The sequence below is a fragment of the Candidatus Sulfurimonas marisnigri genome (assembly GCF_015265475.1).
GTDB classification, from domain to species: Bacteria; Campylobacterota; Campylobacteria; order Campylobacterales; family Sulfurimonadaceae; genus Sulfurimonas; species Sulfurimonas marisnigri.
Genome location: NZ_CP054493.1, coordinates 1,717,401 through 1,732,179 on the forward strand (window position 1 = coordinate 1,717,401; position 14,779 = coordinate 1,732,179).

Sequence of the window (14,779 nt, forward strand, 5' to 3'; positions counted from 1 at the left end):
TTACTCGCCTCTGTTTGGACACTCATCGTCTTCTAAAATTGCCATTTGCCTATCTTCTTCATTCATGGCGGCAATTATCTCTTTATAAAGCTCCAAACTATCCAAAGCGTCTGCTTCATCAATCTTGTTCATAACAAAGCCGATGTGCAAAAGTACATAATCACCAATCTTTATATCCTCTTCACTTACCAAGTCTAAACTGGCAGCTCTTTGCACGCCCATAGTGTCAACCGTTGCAACGCCATTTTCTTTGTCTATTTTAACTACTTTTGAGGGTATTGAAAGACACATTATCTCATCTCCATTTTAAACTTAATCCAAGAAGCGACTTTTTTAATGCTCTCTTCGTCTTTAGTGCTTACTTCCATAATGTCTACGCTCGGTTTTAGTTTTCTTGCCATCTCTTTCTCTTTTTGCATGTCATACTCAAAGTATGGAAGTAAATCTGTTTTAGTAAAAAGAATCAAGTCGGCAGTTCTAAACATAACCGGATATTTGGCTATTTTATCCTCACCCTCTGGAATACTTACCAAAACTATATTTAGGTGGCTTCCGACATCATAAGAGGCTGGACACACGAGGTTTCCTACATTCTCTATAAAACATACATCCATATTGTCCAAATCCATATGGTGAAGAGCTTTGTGAACCATAAACGCATCAAGATGACATGCAGAACCTGTTTGAATCTGGTGAGCTTCTATCCCTTTTGCTTTAAGTCTGTCTGCATCACGAGAAGTCTCTAAATCCCCCTCAACTACACCAAATTTAAACTCAGCAATATCTGAGAGAGACTCAAGAAGAGCTGTCTTTCCGCTCCCTGGAGAACTCATAAGATTTATACACAACACGCCCTTAGAGTTAAAATGCTCTCTGTTGTGCCCTGCTTCGTGGTCATTTTTATCTAAAATTTTAGTGATTATAGAGATGGTTTTTGGATCATTTAGCTGTGGATTGTCATGTAGGTGTTGGTGCGCACCTTGATGCTCACTTGAATTTTTGTGAGAGTGACTATGCTCATGAGTATGAGCCTGTGAATCTGTTATACTGCAACCGCAATCTTTACACATATTATTTATCCTTAATTTTATTTTATAAAATGAAAGAAACCTTTCATCTATTTTGCCACGTTATCGGAAGTAATTCCGCTAACTACGTTAACTCTTGGTTTCCTTCGACAGGAGGTCCATCAACACTTATGTTTCTTTTTTATCCTACGAGCATATTAGAGCCTACAACTACTGAAATTAAACCTGCTGTTGTAAATACTCTTCTTACATTTTGTTTTGAATTTAATAGATTTTTATTAATATACAATATTACTGTACCAAAACTTACAAATACGGCCATTACACCCAAACCAAATACTAAAACCATTACCAAATCAAGGCTGTTTCCCTCTATAAGCCCAAGAGTTACAAGCATCCCTCTGACTCCGCCAATCCCCATTAAGGCTCCAACAGTAAATGCTGAAGCGGTGTCACCGTTTCCATGGCTGTGTTCTCTTCCAAACCAGATATGCAAATGCTCTTTTCCATGATGTATATGTGTTTTCAGCTGGATTTGGTCGCTGTAAACCATATAAAGCAGATAAACACCCATCGCCAAAATAACAGATGACGATATGACATCTCCGAAACCCAGAATATTTTCACTGATATGGTAACTCTCTAAAATTTTTGCAAATATAAAAAGTGTGAGACCATGACCGACGGCAAATAAAACCGTTATCATCATAGTTTTCTTTTTGTTCTTTCCTATTGAAAAGTCTGCAATAGCACTCAAATGATCAGGTCCGAATGCATGCAAAACACCATACCAAAAAACAAGAAGCAATCCTACGTTTTCCATATCTAATCCTAGTAGTGAATATGTATTCATATTCTATATATTTAATGTGAAAATAACATTAAATTTCTACTTTCTTATATTGTTTTGGTACTAAAATATGTTAAAATCTCCTATGAAATGTATTTATTGCAATAATGAAAAGTTATATAAACTAAAATCTGCTCAAGTTAAATGCTCAAAGTGCAAAAAAAAGTTTTCTCCAAAGAGAGTAGAAAAAGATTTGAGCGTTATAGAGTGCTTTTGTGAAAATCTAAGTATAGACCAGACAAGTAAAAAACTCTTAATAAACTATGTGAGTGTAAAAAACAGATATGAACTTTTCAGGCAACTTATAGCTAAGCACTTAGAAGAGATTTACAGAGATAAGGCTGTTATAGAGTACGATGAGTATATATATCTGCCAAAAAGCAAAAAAAAGATAAAAGAAAATATCTTTGATGCACAAAACTTTTTAACATTTCATTATGAGAACAAAGTCTACAACCTTCTTATGACAAACCTGAACATACATAAAAAGCAGTTTTTAGATGATGGAGTTGGAGATGCCTACTTTAAAGAGTTCTCAAAATTTATGATGTATAACAAAATTTCTAAAACTCAAAAAAGAGAAAATGTTATCACTAAGTTTTGGCTTTTTTTTGAAGAGTCTATCTTAAAATATAAAGGTATTAAAGATGAGAACTTTTTTTATTACTTAAAAGAGATTGAGTTTAAGTTTAATTATAAGCTTGAAGAACAAAGAGAGATTTTGATAAATTTATACTAAAACCATATTATGCAACAAAGCATAATAGAGTTGCCCCAAAGCAATTCCACCATCATTTATAGCTGTTTCTTGTTGATGATAATACTTGATTTTCGCTTCTTCTAATTTTATACATGTAATCTCTAAAAGTGTCTTATTTTGGAATACTCCACCGCTCAAAATTACATCTAGTTTTTCAACTTTTGAAATCTCTGCTACTACCTCTGCTAACGTATTTATAAACTTTGTAACAATATTTTTATCAAAAAAATCAAACTCTATATCTATAACTCCGTCAATTATTTTATACTCAAAACTTTTCTTTACATGTAGATTATAGTTTTGTTCGCACATAAGTCCTGTTTCGCCCTCGTATGTTTGTACATGTAGCAGGTTTGCAAGACTTGCCACACCGTCAAAAAGACGGCCGACTGAACTGCTTTGCGGTGTATTTAAATTTTTTAGATAACTTTGATGTAGTATTTTAATCTCTATCAATGAGAAAGATTTCACTACATGTAAGTCCAGAGCTAAAACTTCATCTAAACTATACTTGTCAAAAAGCATACTAAGAGCGACTCGTCTTGGCTCTTTAATTGCTTTTTCACCGCCAAGAAGTTTTATGGGCTTAAAGTGGTACTTTCTCTTATCGCCGAGAAAAACTTCGCCGCCCCATAGTGAGCCATCATCTCCATAACCTGTTCCGTCAAAACTAAACCCCGAATAATCTCCACTTAATCCAAACTCTGCCTTACATGCGTAGATATGGGCTAAATGGTGTTGAACTTCCAGCAGTTCTTTGTTTTGTATTTTTGCCCACTTTGTTGTTTCGTATCTTGTATGTTTGTCGTGAACTATAATATCGGGCTCAAAATCATAAAAATTTTTAAAACTCTCTAATGTTCTAAGAAAAAAGCCAAATGCCTCTAAAGAGTCCAAATCACCAATATGAGGAGATAAAATAATATTCTCATCTATGACCAAAGCAATTGAGTTCTTTGCATTTGCTCCAACTGCTAAGATTTTCTTTTTACTTTTAAATGGGAGTTTTATAACCTTTGGGGCATAGCCGCGTGAGAGTCTTAAAACTTGAGTTTTACCGGCTATCACTTGAACCAAAGAGTCATCAACTCCATTTATTATATCTCTGTCAAAATCTAAAACAAACTCTACAAATGGGAGTTTTATATAGATTTCTTCCACATTTGTTATGATTGGCTCACTTCCCAAGTTTGCACTTGTTGCGACTATTGGATTCTCTACATGTAGAAACAAAATATGATGAAGTGCTGTGTATGGCAAAAAACACCCTATTCTACCTATATGTGGAGCTATTTTTGTGGATAGTTTAGTATCTACATCTGCACCTTTTTTCAAAATAACGATAGGAGCCTCTTTTGATATTAAAAGCTCTTCCTCTTTTTCATCTACATCTGCAAAAGATTTTATCTGCTGTATATCTTTGCACATTACTGCAAAAGGCTTAGCGGGTCTGTTTTTAAACTCTCTTAATTTTGTAACTACCTCATCATTTGTTGCATCACAGACTATATGAAATCCGCCTATTCCCTTTATGGCAACTATTTTTCCATCTTTAATCTTTTGTGCGCATGTTAAAATAGTTGCAGACAAACTTGGTCCGCAACTGTTGCAAGATATCGGCTGTGCGTGGTATCTTCTATTTAATGGGTTAGAGTATTCATCCGCACATGACGCACACATCTTAAACTTTTGCATAGATGTGTTTGCTCTGTCATAAGGAACTGTTTTTATTATGGAGTATCGTGGTCCGCAGTTAGTGCAGTTCGTAGCGAAATAATCTCTATATTTTTCTACATGTACAATGTCATCTAAGCACTCTTTACATGTAGCGATATCCGGAGAGACTAAAGCAGTTTTTACTGACTCTTTAGAGCTTTGTTTAATCTCAAAATTTCTTACATGTAGAAGTGCCATCTCTGATGTTTTAATCTCATCAATTCTTGCTAGCGGAGGCAGAGTTGAATAGAGTTTTTTTTCAAATTTTTCTATAGTCTCAGAGAAACCTTCGAGCTCTAATTCTACACCATTAGTTGAATTTTTCACAAACCCAAAAAGTTTTAACTCTATCGCCAGCTTATATATAAATGGTCGAAATCCAACACCTTGTACTTGTCCACTTATTAGATATTTATGTCTAATCAAAACAGTTCATTTCCACCATATTGAATATTTCTACCATCTACCGGCAACTCTTTATTAAAACAGAGATTATGATTTACGGACACCTCTTTGCTAAGTTTACTGAAAAAATGTCTGTTTTGCAGTAATGAGCCTGTGATTACAACAGAGTCACTTTTCATCTGAGCTTTTATCTCATCGAGCTGAGCAGATATAAACTCGGCAAAACTCTCAATAACGCCATAACTAAGAGACAGCTGGTCAAGTTCGGCAAGTTTGAAACTCATAGCGGTTCTAACTGTCATAAGCGGATCTATAAAAACTTTTGAGTCAATTCTGTTTAACTTATAGTCTATTCTGGGACCTTTATCACCCATAAACGTTACTGCAAAATTTTCAAGTATTTGCGCTGATTTAACAAGGTCACTATCTTTTGAAAAGCCTAAAATTATAGAAACAACTCCCCATAGTTTGTAAACGTTAAAATCTTTTTCATCAAACACTATTTTAGATATATCCTTAAAATGTTCACTGAATTTATTTTTATAATTATTTACCAACTTCTCACCGGTTTCATCGGTCGCTGCAATAGCATCAAATACCTCTTGGATAGAGCCAAAGCCAAATTTAAAAGATAGATATTCTATTGTTCCAAATTTTTTTGAATAGATTAAAATATCATTATGATAATCTTTGCTTAAATTTACGCCTATTACTGTTTTTTCAAGTAATGAGTGCTCTTTGATAACAGAAAAAAAAGCGCCGATGTGAGGAATCAGAACCTTCTCTCCCAGCTCTTTGTACGGCAAACCTTTGTTGCCTTTTAGTATGGCAATATGCTTATCACTTACGACAACTTCAATCGGTTCGAACTCTTTTACACTTTTAACCAAGTCCAACTTAACTTTTGAGGGCATCTTATCTTTTGTTATAAAAACCAGATTGATTCCAAGTATATGCAACTCACTCATTAAAAGGTGCAAAACAAAATCATCGGCGAGCTTAAAGCGAATAAGTTCATTTTGTATATCTTCAAAATCTGTTTTAAATAAAAGGTTAGTTTTTACTCTTATAAGAGGTTTTTCTATCGCTCCCAAAGCTACTATTTCGCTGTTGGTGGCATTTGTATAGCTTTGTACTGTAAGGAGGTCATAACAAACAACATCAAAATCTAAATCATTACATTTTTGATCTAATTTGCCAACATAATATTTTCCATAAAATGTATCTACTTCAGCTACCAATCCATCATTTATTGACTTAGCAATATTTACAAATGTCTCTTTATCACTTTTACTTTGAGAGTCTAAACCGTACCCACAAACATCACACTCTGTAAAGATATTGTAGTAATTATCGTCAGATTCATTCATAACTTCATTCAAACATTTTGGACAAAAAGGCATTTCTCTCTTTGGTGTCTGAGGTAAAGTAAAACTCTCACTCGGCATATCATATACTACTTTAGCACCTGCTTCGTGTAAGAATATAGAGTGAGGTAACTCTAGTGACAATTTATTTGCAAAATTTTCAAGTTCATCACTATCTTCAGACTCAACATATAAAAAGAGTTCATCACCATTTTTTACTAGTTTACCTTCTATAGAAAAAAGTTTTAATGTATTTAACATTATTTTTTCGTAAACTAAAGAGGAAGATGAATGACTAAAAGAAAATTCTAGAATCATAAAGCACCTTTTAAATATGTATTTGGAGCGACTTCTGCTAAGGTTATCTCTTTTTTTATTGAAGCTTTAAAACCAAAATCCTCTATGTATTTTATGATGGCATTTTCCATTGTTAGTCCAGCTTTTAAGACCTCTGGAGTCATAGTAAAAGTGCTGTTTTCTCCAATAACAAAAGGGATGACACCTACTATTTTTGTAGGTGGCAAATCTCCCATCATCTCAATCATCTGAAGAGTTTGAAGCATTTCTACTTCATGTGCACTACCATTCCATGTAATGCACTCTGGCACATCATTAAAATCAAACAAGAACACATCACCTATTTCGCCATCAATTGAACTAACGCAATCAATAAGTAAAACATGGTCGTAATCAGTAATAATAGGTATCAGCCTTTGAGCTAATGTACCGCCATCTAAAATTTCTACACTGTGCTCATCAGACTCAAATTGATATTTTTCATCAATTAGATTTGCTAAATGTGGACCAATGCCCTCATCACCAAATAAAATATTCCCAATACCAAGAACTAAAATTTTCAAATATAAATCCTTATTGTACTAATGCTTATTCTTTCTTATCCATCTATACCCACTAAATATAGAATCAACAGTGCCTTCTTTTCCATTAACTGCATTAAATACAACCATATACACATGTCCAACTATAAATAAAATAATCCCCCACATTAGAACATGGTGTAACTCTCTTACTGCAGCAAGACCACCTAGCATAACTTCTAAGTTTCTCATTGGATCATATAGTAATCCACCAATAAATTCATGATAACTATGAACATAAAGGACAAGTCCTGTTATTATCAGTCCACTTATTGCGAAATAAAAGGCAACATAAGCTAAAAGCTGAATAACATTATATGCTCCACTTAGTTTTGGGTGCTTAGACAAAAGTAAATAGTACCCTATCTGATTCATCCAATTTTCTAAATTCATCACATCTTTAAAAGAATTGATTTCAACTTTATCCTTTACAGAAAAGAAGAAATAATATGTCTTTCCTATAAACATAGAGATCATTATAAAGCCAAAGATTTCATGCCATGTTCTAAACACTGCATTTGTAAAAATTGTTGGCTCTGCACTTATTTCTGGTGTCAAAAATGGTGATGCCAGATAAAATCCGGTTATCATTAACGCTACAATACTTACTACTCTAATCCAGTGATGCCATCTATAAAAGGCAGTAAATTCAAGTTCTCTCTCTATTTCTTGTTCTACTATTTTAGAAGAATCTTCTTCTATTTTAACAGTTGTATCCATTACTTACTCCTTTTATACGCTACATCCAGCATAGAGTGGATCTAATTTGTATTCACTTAATGTTTTCCCTTTTGTGTCCATTACATGTACTGCACATGCTATACAAGGATCGTAAGAGTGAATAATTCTAATAATCTCTAATGGTTGCGTTAAGTCGGCAATTTTAAGACCTATTAAATCAGCTTCGTATGGTCCTTTTGCACCTTTAGAGTCCATCGGTCCAGCATTCCAAGTAGAAGGAACTACAGCTTGATAATTTTCAATTACACCATTTTTAATTCTAACCCAGTGACTTAACATTCCTCTAGGAACTTCACCGATGCCTCTACCTTTGTACTCTTTATTTTTATCAATAGTATAAGTAGCACAAGTTTCTTGATCAACTTTAAGGTTTTCAATTAGATTATTAAAAGCAATAAGAGCATTGTCTGCAACAAGTTTAGCCTGAAGCATACGCGCTGCTGTTCTTCCCAAAGTTGAAAATAGTGCAGCTGCTGGAACACCTGTTTGTGCAAGAAAATCACCTACTACTTTTACTACTTTTTTATTGCCACTTGCATAACCAACTAATATAGATGCTAATGGTCCAACTTCCATTGGATTACCATTATATCTTGGTGATTTAATCCAACTGTATTTTTCGTTTTGGTTAATCAATTTAGAATCAACCATTTTTCCATCTGGTCCAACACTGCTTCCATCTACATAACCAGTATAGTTTGGATTTGTTGTTCCATCATACGGATGTTGTGGTGCATCATCTTTATACCAAGAGTGAGTAGCTTCTTCTGTAATCATATCTTCATCAATTTCAAGAACCTTACTAAGGTCTCCATTCATAATTACACCACTATTAAATAGATGCTCATTTCTTCCAATGATAAACTCTTCATGTGCCATAAAGTTCTTAACACCCATAGGCTTCATAACCGATGGCTCTGTTTTATACATCTCTGCCGCCATAATAATATCAGGATAATAAGCATTGTTAATAAAATCAGCCATAGCTTGAAATTTAACCATGTATTCACCCATTTTTGCTGGGTTAAGAATATCCATAACACATGTAACACCACCAACAACTAAACTTTGTGGGTGTGGTTGCTTAGCACCAAAGATAGCCATAAGTTGAGCTGCAGTTCTTTGCATCTCTAGGGCTTTTAAATAGTGAGAAAGTGCAATAAGATTTTGTTCTGGAGTAAATCGGTATGTTCCATGCCCCCAATATGCGTTAGCAAATGGCCCAAGTCCTTGAGGATTTTTAGCAAATTTACCTATTTTTTCTTGTACTTTTTTTAGCTCATTTTCACCAGTTCCAATTGGGTTATTTGTATATTTAAATGCTAACTTACTTGCTTTTGCAGGATCTGCACTGAGTGCTGATACAATATCAACCCAATCAACACCATGTAAATGGTAGAAATGAACAGGATGGTCATGCATAAATAGAGCGGCATTCATTAATGTCCTTACAAGTTCTGCATTATAAGGAACTTTAATATCTAGTGCATCTTCTATTGCCATTGTACTTTTTAAATAATGTGAATAGGTACATACCCCACAAATTCTTTGCATCATTAACGGTATATTTCTAGGGTCACGACCCTTAGCTATTACCTCAAGACCTCTCCATAAAGTTGAAGATACAAATGCATCCTGAACTACTCCATCATCGCCAACGATAACTTCAGCTCTTAAATGTCCTTCAATTCTTGTTATTGGGTCTACAATTACTCTTTTTGCCATATCAAACTCCTCAACTATTCTTTTGGTTTTTTAATTAATGATATTGCCGCATGCGCTGCTATACCGACTGCTGTAACTGTAAGAATTCCCACACCAATTTTATCTGCTGTAGCATCTGAACCTAATCCACCAAATACTGTGTGATAAAGTCTATTGCCTAATGGTTCATGTACAATTCCCATTTTATCCCAAAAGTCAGGTTCACTACAGCCCATACAACCATGTCCAGCCTGAACAGGCCAAGATGTACCTTGATTAAATCTTTGCTTTGAGCAGTTATTAAACGTATATGGTCCTTTACATCCCACTTTATAAAGACAATAACCATTTTTTGCACCATCATCACCAAATTGTTCTACGAACTCACCAGCATCAAACCTACCTCTTCGCTCACAAGCGTCATGAATTCTAAGCCCATAAGCCCATTTAGGTCTATTGTACGCGTCAAGTGCTGGAAGTGTTCCATAGAGGATAAAATGCAGTAGTGTTCCAACAATATTGCTCTCACTAGGTGGACATCCTGGGACATTAATAACAGACTTATTTGTTATATTGCTTAGAGCTGTAGCATTTGTAGGGTTTGGATATGCTGCTTGAACACCCCCAAAAGATGAACAAGTGCCAATAGCAAAAATAGCAGCTGCATTTTCAGAAGCTTCTCTAGCAATTTTTTCTCCTGTTTTTCCATGTGCCCCAATAGTTAAGTAAAAATCACTTTCACCATGAGGAATGCCACCCTCAACCATTAAGATATATTTACCTTTATATCTCTCCATTGCTGATTCTAAATTATGCTCAGCTTGCCACCCAGCTGCAGACATAATTGTTTCATGGTATTCTAATGAAATGTAGTCAAATATAAGACTATCAATGCTTGGTGTCGCTGTTCTTAATAAAGATTCACTGCACCCGGTACACTCAGCCATATGTAGCCAAACTAAAGGGAGTCTGTCAGCCATTTCAGCTGCTTTTGCAACCAATGGAGTAAAACTTGCCGGTAACATAAGCATTGATGTCATTGCACCTGCCCAACCCATAAATTCTCTTCTAGAGAAGCCTTTTTCTTCAATCAACCTTGATATTGACTTTTCATCATCTAACTTTGGTAAATTAGATAACTCGTCTAGTCTAGAAGATAACTTTTCAAACAAAGCCTTATTTTCCATAACATTCTCCCTTTAATTGTTAATTACATATAATGAATGACTATTCATTTATCTAATATCATATAAAAATTAAACTTAAAATAAAATGAATATATATATAATTTTTAATTATAAATTAAGTTTTTATTAGTATTTATGATTAGTGTTTAAAATTATACCTAAATATATGTGTTGTAAGTAATTAAAAAAAGTTTTTTATCAATGTGTGGTGCAGACTGAGCATACGTCAAATGTTTTAAAAACAAGTTCAGCCATTTTAATATCATATAGACCAATCATAGCTTTTTGTGAAACTCCTTGCTTCTCTCTTGTTCCTCCACTTAGGTTCCATTGAGTTGGAGTTATTATCTCATAGTTTTTTATAAAGCCATTCTCAAGTTCTACTTTATGTATAAGAGTACCACGCGCAGCTTCTACTGCAGAGTACCCACTGCTGCTGAATTGTTTTATATCTATACATGGTTCAATATATGATGGTTCATTTAAATCTAACTTTTGTATTAATTTTTTTGAGTGTTTTAAAAGTTGAGATATTTCGGAGACCCTTGCCAAAATTCTGCTAAATATACTATCACCATATTTTCTATGAGCATCTAATATAAGTTTATTTTTATTTACCATAGCACGTGCTAAAGGACCGACTTCATAGTATTTATCTTTATAGCTTACATTTTTTGCAAATGACGTAGCCGTTTCAGACTCTTTTGCATGTTCTATAAAAATATTGTTATTCACTCTAGTTTTTAATGATTTACCTTTTTTAAAGTAGCTATTCTCTCCAAAAGAGATAAATCTTCCATAGCTCTTTCCATACGCTAACAACTCTTCCTTTTTTATTTGTCTTAGTATGTCTGGTAAATCCCCTTCATACTTCAAAATATTGTCTACACTCTTACATGTAGAGAAACTTTCACTCTCCATCTTGATTAAGTTATCTTCAACGAATTTAACCGTTTGCTCTATATAATGCTGTAGCTTTATAATATCCATCTCTGTTATATCACAGACTACTCCGCCTACAACTGCATAAGAGGTGTGTGGATATTGTCCTCCAAAGAGTGCGATAGCTTTACCCATAAGCTGAGACGGGTAAGTGGCTTTTAGCACCTCTTGCTTGTGTCCAAACAGAGGCATCATTGTTAAATAAAACCACTTAAAATGGTTTTGTATAAGCTCAAAATTAAGTGTCAATTCTCTTAAACTTTTTGCTTTATTTGAAATTTGTAAATTATCATAACAACTCTCAAGTGCTTCAACAGTAGCAATAAGATGAGCATGACCACATATACCGCATACTCTCGGATTTATTACAAGTGCGTCAAAAGCTGATTTTCCTTTTAAAATATTTTCTATATTTCTTGTTGACATAAACTCTATATCTACAAAATCAATCTTATTATCTTTAAAGTTAAAGTTTAACTTTGCTTCACCTTCTATCTTTTCTATTAGTTTAATCATCAAATAACTTCTTTTGTAATCTTTGTATATTAAATGCTTTTGTTATCCCAGCAAGTGTTAGGTATGTTCTTTTGCCTACCCCAACAGGGAGATATTCAGGTATACCCATGTTTTTTTTCGTCTCAAAAAGGTTTTGTTTAGGAAATTTTGGCTCGGTACACCCCATGCAAGGGAGACCTGCTCTTGTCTTTGAGTTAACCTCATTCCAGAGTATTTTATTACAACTTGCATGTGTGTATGGTGCTTGACAACCGTGGTCATAATACATGCACCCCTCCAGCTCTCCAAACTTGTGATTATCAACTTTATATTCAAAGTACTCATTTCTAGTGCAACCATTATGGACTGTGTAGGCATAAAACTCTTTTGGACGCAGAAAATTATCTAATTTTAAATTAACACTTTTTTTAATTGCGTAAAGAGTGTTCACTAAGACTTCTGGATGAACTGGACATCCTGATAAAGATACGGTTTTATCAAGTATATCTTGAAAGTTTCCTAATGATTTTTCTTGATTAAAATGTAGACCTGAAGTGTTCTCATAATCACTCTCTCTAAAAATTCCTCCAAAAGTCGCACATGTACCTACTGTAACTATTTTTTGAACTATTTTAGAGTAGCTTTCTATTATCTCTATAACAGAGACATCTGCTCTTTGAAACTCTCTTGATATTGCCCCTTCAATAAGTAAAATATCACAAGGTATTTGATTTAAAACTATGTCTTCAAGTGAGTAGGCAGAGTCTATCACTTGATGGTAGATAAATTCAAAATCGTTTAAAAATTGTTCTATATATGGATAGTTTAAAAATGAGTGAGTATTGCCGTTACAAGCAATTGCGCTTAGCCACAAGACTCTCATTTTCATAATTACTCCACACTCAAAGCTTTGTATATATTAAAGGTTATATCATCTATATAGTCATCCAAATCTTTAGGTAAAATATTTTCACCTTTTAAAAAGACCATTCCACCTAAATAACCCATAAAAAGACCAAATGCGCTAAAAAAATCTTGTTCTCTCAAATCTCCGCATTTTACACCCTCTTCAAAATAAATCATTATCTCTGTAACAAATTCATTTATACAGATCATCCCCTCACACCCATCTTTAAAAACTTCACGGGTAGAGAGGTATATTCGTAAAAAATAGTCTATCATCTCAGGTTTTAAGGATGCAGTTTTAAAGTATACTTCAATAATTTTTCTTGTTTTTTCTTTAGTAGATATATCTTGTTCGTTAATTTCCCTTAGCTGTTTGCCAAGATATATGGAGATATGTTTTATAATTTCTTTGGCTAAAATATCTTTGGATTTAAAATAGTTGTACATATTGCCAACACTCATTTTTAGAGATGTAGCAATATCTGGAATAGTAGTGTTGTAAAACCCTTTTGAGGCAAAAAGTTCTAGAGCAGATTGTATTATCTGCTCTTTTTTTATCTGTTTTTTATCCGACAAAGTATATTCTCCTTAAATTATGGGTAAATTATACTATAAAGATATTTTAATGCTTCTATTTATATATTTACTACTGCCACTGCATCTATTTCAACTAGAGCATTCTTAGGTAAAGTTTTTACAGCTACCGTTGCACGTGCTGGCTTATGAGTGCCAAAAGCCTCTTCATATATTTCATTTATGACTGCAAAGTCATCCATAGAGTCTATAAAAATTGTAGTCTTAACTACCATGTCCATTGAACTACCTGCCTCTTCTAAAACAGCTTTTAAGTTTTTAAGAACTTGCTTTGTTTGAATTACTACGTTACTTTCTAGCATAACACCTTCTGGTGTTAGTGCGATTTGACCTGATGTATATACCATACCATTTGCTACAACTGCTTGAGAGTACGGTCCTATTGCCGATGGAGCTTTACTTGTCTGAACAAATTTCATCTATTTCCTTTAACTTTTGTTTTATTATTTTACTTTCTTTTAACTTATAAATGCCAACATATTAAAATTAGAGATTGATATATATATTTATTTTTCATAAAGAAAATACTATTCCTATATGGTATAATCTTATATTAATTTTAGGGGTATACTATGCGTCGCGATGAAAAAAGACAATCTTATGGAACTCTTCTACCAAATATATTTTTTTCACTTCAAGTAATTGCTATCTTGTTGATTTTATCACTTATTGTGCAGTTTGTTGAACTCTTTAATCTTGCCATACCTATTATATTGATATCTTGTTTTATTGCCATAGGTTTTGTGTTCTACTTTCTAATACGAAGAAAAAACATTATACAAAGACAAGACATCTACCATAAAAAATAAATTATCTAGTCATCCTTGAACATTTCAACTTCTTCTAGTAGTTCGTAAAAACCCTGAATATTTCTATAGCCAACAGTTGTATAAATAATTTTTCCATTTTCTTTTAGGAAATAGTGTCTTGGGATACTTTTAGTTTCAAACTGACCAGGAATCTCGTCCATAACAGTTGAGAGATAAAGAAGTACATAATCTTTTTTTAATCTCTTTACTACTTCATCTTTAACTAAAACATTGCTTTTAAGCTTTGTACAAAAATGACAATACTCAGAGCCAATCAATAAGTAAATGTTTTTCTTCTCTTTTTTTGCCTGTTCTAGAGCTTCTTCATAATCACTTGGCCAATCAAATGCATTTAAGGTTGACAGAAGTGCAATTACTAAAATTAAATATCTCATTA

16 protein-coding genes are annotated in these 14,779 nt (G+C 33.5%); 2 read left to right on the plus strand and 14 right to left on the minus strand.

Annotated features, from left to right (window positions below):
- The 3 genes from HUE87_RS08720 to HUE87_RS08730 all read right to left on the minus strand — a co-directional run bounded on the left by HUE87_RS08720 (window position 1) and on the right by HUE87_RS08730 (window position 1,851).
- Window positions 1-291: a HypC/HybG/HupF family hydrogenase formation chaperone gene (locus tag HUE87_RS08720; RefSeq protein ID WP_194365894.1), complete on the minus strand. Its 291-nt coding sequence runs from the start codon at window positions 289-291 to the stop codon at window positions 1-3.
- On the minus strand, window positions 291-1,070 hold the full coding sequence (hypB, locus tag HUE87_RS08725) for a hydrogenase nickel incorporation protein HypB (protein WP_194365895.1): 780 nt from the start codon (window positions 1,068-1,070) through the stop codon (window positions 291-293). The genes HUE87_RS08720 and hypB overlap by 1 nt, the downstream gene beginning before the upstream one ends.
- Before the next feature lie 139 nt (window positions 1,071-1,209).
- Window positions 1,210-1,851: a hypothetical protein gene (locus HUE87_RS08730; RefSeq protein ID WP_194365898.1), complete on the minus strand. Its 642-nt coding sequence runs from the start codon at window positions 1,849-1,851 to the stop codon at window positions 1,210-1,212.
- A 112-nt stretch (window positions 1,852-1,963) separates the two neighbouring features.
- On the opposite strand from HUE87_RS08730, the gene HUE87_RS08735 reads away from it, so the two are divergent.
- Entirely contained in the window at window positions 1,964-2,617 is a 654-nt protein-coding gene (locus tag HUE87_RS08735) for a transposase (protein ID WP_194365899.1), read from the plus strand.
- Here HUE87_RS08735 and hypF read toward each other — a convergent pair.
- From hypF to HUE87_RS08785, 10 genes are all read right to left on the minus strand, one after another.
- Window positions 2,609-4,780 (minus strand): carbamoyltransferase HypF, encoded by a 2,172-nt coding sequence (gene hypF, locus HUE87_RS08740; RefSeq protein WP_194365901.1) that lies wholly within the window; start codon window positions 4,778-4,780, stop codon window positions 2,609-2,611. The genes HUE87_RS08735 and hypF overlap by 9 nt on opposite strands.
- Entirely contained in the window at window positions 4,777-6,444 is a 1,668-nt protein-coding gene (locus HUE87_RS08745) for a hydrogenase (protein ID WP_194365903.1), read from the minus strand. Before HUE87_RS08745 ends, hypF begins: the two co-directional genes overlap by 4 nt.
- Window positions 6,441-6,986 (minus strand): HyaD/HybD family hydrogenase maturation endopeptidase, encoded by a 546-nt coding sequence (locus HUE87_RS08750; protein ID WP_194365905.1) that lies wholly within the window; start codon window positions 6,984-6,986, stop codon window positions 6,441-6,443. The genes HUE87_RS08745 and HUE87_RS08750 overlap by 4 nt, the downstream gene beginning before the upstream one ends.
- An 18-nt stretch (window positions 6,987-7,004) precedes the next feature.
- Window positions 7,005-7,724 (minus strand): Ni/Fe-hydrogenase, b-type cytochrome subunit, encoded by a 720-nt coding sequence (gene cybH, locus HUE87_RS08755; protein ID WP_194365906.1) that lies wholly within the window; start codon window positions 7,722-7,724, stop codon window positions 7,005-7,007.
- 12 nt (window positions 7,725-7,736) lie between these two features.
- A complete protein-coding gene (locus HUE87_RS08760; RefSeq protein ID WP_194365908.1) occupies window positions 7,737-9,470 on the minus strand; it encodes a nickel-dependent hydrogenase large subunit in 1,734 nt (577 codons plus the stop codon).
- Between the two features lie 14 nt (window positions 9,471-9,484).
- Window positions 9,485-10,636: a hydrogenase small subunit gene (locus tag HUE87_RS08765; protein WP_194365910.1), complete on the minus strand. Its 1,152-nt coding sequence runs from the start codon at window positions 10,634-10,636 to the stop codon at window positions 9,485-9,487.
- 198 nt (window positions 10,637-10,834) lie between these two features.
- Window positions 10,835-12,094 (minus strand): nickel-dependent hydrogenase large subunit, encoded by a 1,260-nt coding sequence (locus HUE87_RS08770; protein ID WP_194365912.1) that lies wholly within the window; start codon window positions 12,092-12,094, stop codon window positions 10,835-10,837.
- Window positions 12,087-12,962 (minus strand): NADH-quinone oxidoreductase subunit B family protein, encoded by an 876-nt coding sequence (locus HUE87_RS08775; RefSeq protein ID WP_229855108.1) that lies wholly within the window; start codon window positions 12,960-12,962, stop codon window positions 12,087-12,089. The genes HUE87_RS08770 and HUE87_RS08775 overlap by 8 nt, the downstream gene beginning before the upstream one ends.
- A 2-nt stretch (window positions 12,963-12,964) precedes the next feature.
- Window positions 12,965-13,555, minus strand: a complete 591-nt coding sequence (locus HUE87_RS08780) for a TetR/AcrR family transcriptional regulator (RefSeq protein WP_194365914.1) — start codon at window positions 13,553-13,555, stop codon at window positions 12,965-12,967.
- A 59-nt stretch (window positions 13,556-13,614) separates the two neighbouring features.
- The gene (locus HUE87_RS08785) at window positions 13,615-13,992 is read right to left on the minus strand and encodes a RidA family protein (protein ID WP_194365915.1); all 378 of its coding nucleotides are present in this window, start codon (window positions 13,990-13,992) and stop codon (window positions 13,615-13,617) included.
- A gap of 153 nt (window positions 13,993-14,145) precedes the next feature.
- On the opposite strand from HUE87_RS08785, the gene HUE87_RS08790 reads away from it, so the two are divergent.
- A complete protein-coding gene (locus HUE87_RS08790) occupies window positions 14,146-14,382 on the plus strand; it encodes a hypothetical protein (RefSeq protein WP_194365917.1) in 237 nt (78 codons plus the stop codon).
- A gap of 5 nt (window positions 14,383-14,387) precedes the next feature.
- Here the strand turns inward: HUE87_RS08790 and HUE87_RS08795 are convergent, their stop codons facing one another.
- Window positions 14,388-14,777 carry a thioredoxin family protein gene (locus HUE87_RS08795; protein ID WP_194365919.1) on the minus strand — a complete coding sequence of 130 codons (390 nt, stop codon included), beginning with the start codon at window positions 14,775-14,777 and terminating at the stop codon, window positions 14,388-14,390.
- Window positions 14,778-14,779: the final 2 nt, after the last annotated feature.

Bases quoted from the DNA above. Each gene is read 5' to 3' on its own strand.
- HUE87_RS08720 (WP_194365894.1), bottom strand. From the start codon at position 291: ATGTGTCTTTCAATACCCTCAAAAGTAGTTAAAATAGACAAAGAAAAT.
- hypB (WP_194365895.1), bottom strand. From the start codon at position 1,070: ATGTGTAAAGATTGCGGTTGCAGTATAACAGATTCACAGGCTCATACT.
- HUE87_RS08730 (WP_194365898.1), bottom strand. From the start codon at position 1,851: ATGGAAAACGTAGGATTGCTTCTTGTTTTTTGGTATGGTGTTTTGCAT.
- HUE87_RS08735 (WP_194365899.1), top strand. From the start codon at position 1,964: ATGAAATGTATTTATTGCAATAATGAAAAGTTATATAAACTAAAATCT.
- HUE87_RS08745 (WP_194365903.1), bottom strand. From the start codon at position 6,444: ATGATTCTAGAATTTTCTTTTAGTCATTCATCTTCCTCTTTAGTTTAC.
- cybH (WP_194365906.1), bottom strand. From the start codon at position 7,724: ATGGATACAACTGTTAAAATAGAAGAAGATTCTTCTAAAATAGTAGAA.
- HUE87_RS08760 (WP_194365908.1), bottom strand. From the start codon at position 9,470: ATGGCAAAAAGAGTAATTGTAGACCCAATAACAAGAATTGAAGGACAT.
- HUE87_RS08765 (WP_194365910.1), bottom strand. From the start codon at position 10,636: ATGGAAAATAAGGCTTTGTTTGAAAAGTTATCTTCTAGACTAGACGAG.
- HUE87_RS08770 (WP_194365912.1), bottom strand. From the start codon at position 12,094: ATGATTAAACTAATAGAAAAGATAGAAGGTGAAGCAAAGTTAAACTTT.
- HUE87_RS08775 (WP_229855108.1), bottom strand. From the start codon at position 12,962: ATGAAAATGAGAGTCTTGTGGCTAAGCGCAATTGCTTGTAACGGCAAT.
- HUE87_RS08785 (WP_194365915.1), bottom strand. From the start codon at position 13,992: ATGAAATTTGTTCAGACAAGTAAAGCTCCATCGGCAATAGGACCGTAC.
- HUE87_RS08790 (WP_194365917.1), top strand. From the start codon at position 14,146: ATGCGTCGCGATGAAAAAAGACAATCTTATGGAACTCTTCTACCAAAT.
- HUE87_RS08795 (WP_194365919.1), bottom strand. From the start codon at position 14,777: ATGAGATATTTAATTTTAGTAATTGCACTTCTGTCAACCTTAAATGCA.